General features: G+C 63.0%; 3 protein-coding genes. 1 reads left to right on the top strand and 2 read right to left on the bottom strand.

The genetic code is table 11. From position 1 onward, the window contains the following. On the top strand, nucleotides 1–230 hold a 230-nt coding region (locus tag VGH54_RS18520), incomplete at its 5' end, for a hypothetical protein (RefSeq protein ID WP_331513537.1). 7 nt (nucleotides 231–237) lie between these two features. On the opposite strand, the gene VGH54_RS18525 is transcribed toward VGH54_RS18520, so the two are convergent. Then, nucleotides 238–1,122 (bottom strand): IS3 family transposase, encoded by an 885-nt coding sequence (locus VGH54_RS18525; RefSeq protein WP_331513538.1) that lies wholly within the window; start codon nucleotides 1,120–1,122, stop codon nucleotides 238–240. Then, entirely contained in the window at nucleotides 1,119–1,406 is a 288-nt protein-coding gene (locus tag VGH54_RS18530; RefSeq protein ID WP_331513539.1) for a transposase, read from the bottom strand. The genes VGH54_RS18525 and VGH54_RS18530 overlap by 4 nt, the downstream gene beginning before the upstream one ends. Nucleotides 1,407–1,610: the final 204 nt, after the last annotated feature.

Raw genomic sequence — 1,610 nt, forward strand, 5'->3', positions numbered from 1 at the left:
CGGACAGCGACATCAACAACACTGAAAGCCTCGCCCGCAACGTCGACGGCGCAGAGCAGGCAGCGCACCACGGGGCAGAGCAGGAGTTCGTGCTCGGGTGGCCCGGGGAAGTGGCCGACCTGGACACCGCTCTCAACGAACTCGAAGTCGAAATCCTCGCCCGCGCCCGCGAACGCTACGAAAGCCCTGCCCTCTACCCAACCGATCTGGAGAGTTCCCGATTTTATTGACACCGATTTAGGCTGCCAGTTCGGTAAGTTCTCTGAATCCTAGCTCGTACTCGATAGGTGTCAAGTATTTGAGGGTGGAGTGCCGTCGTCGACGGTTGTAGTAGGCCTCGATCCACAGGAATGTGTGTTGCCTGACCTCGATGAGGTCATTCCATGGTCGGGTATGGATGAGCTCTTTCTTGTACGTTGCGAAGAATGACTCGGCGACGGCGTTATCGAAACAAGTAGCCCGTCGTCCCATGGAACGTACTACGCCGTTCTCGACGCAGAAGTTGGCGAAGTCACGGGAGGTGTATTGGCAGCCGCGGTCGCTGTGGAAGATCACCCCGGTCGCGGGTTTGCGGGTGGCGAGCGCGGCGGCGAGGGCCTCGATGACCAGGCTGGTACGCAGGTGGTCGGCCACGGCGTAGCCGACCACTTTGCGGGAGTGCAGGTCGATGACGGTCGCGGTGTACGCCCAGCCGTCGACGGTCTGGACGTAGGTGATGTCACCGACCCAGCGGGTGTCGGGGTCGGCGGCGGTGAAGTCCTGACCGATCAGGTCAGGAGCATCGACAGGGCGTTGACCTGCGATGGTGGTGCGTTTCCAGGCACGTGGATGGCGTCCTTGCAGGCCGGCGGCCCGCATGAGCCGCCAGACCCGCTTGCGCCCGATCCGTACGCCGCGCACGACGAGTTCGGCCCAGATCCGGCGTACGCCAGGGTGGCCGTGCAGCTCAGCGTGGATCTTTCGGATCTGGTCGGTGAGTTGCTCGTCGGTGCGGTCGTGTTCGCTCGGGCCATCGGTCAGCCACCGGTAGTAGCCCTGTCTGGCCACGCCCAGCTGCGCGCACATGAACGTGACCGGGTATTGCTTGTCGCCGGCCCAGCCCGCGATCGCCGCGTATTTCACGGCTGTTCTTTCGCGAACCAGGTCGCAACTTTTTTTGCGAAGTCCCGCTCCATCCGCAGAACAGCATTCTCCTTGCGGAGCCGTTCCAACTCGACCCGTTCAGACTCGGACAGGTCTTTGCCGGGAACCTGGCCGGCCTCTCTAGCGTTCTTCACCCATTTGCCCAACGTCATCTCGTGGACGCCAATACTTTTCGCCACCTCGGCGATCGTCCGGCCGGAATTCAGGACGAGGCTAACGGCCTGGTCCTTGTACTCCTGGGTGAAGCGTCGGCGTGTCGCCACGCGAGTACCTCCGCTGCGATCAGCGGCAGTCTACGACCGGGTGTCTACAAGATCGGGAACGGTCCAGATCCGAATGCGGTGGCGTCGGCTAGGCCGTGGATGAACCCGGCTGCAACGAACAGTCCGGTCACGCGGTGGACCTCCCGCCAGCGCTCGTAGTCGCCCAGCAGCCACCGCGTCCAGGAGAGCATGCTTCCAGCCCCG

This window comes from Mycobacterium sp. (genome assembly GCF_036488105.1).
Classification (GTDB): Bacteria; Actinomycetota; Actinomycetes; order Mycobacteriales; family Mycobacteriaceae; genus Mycobacterium.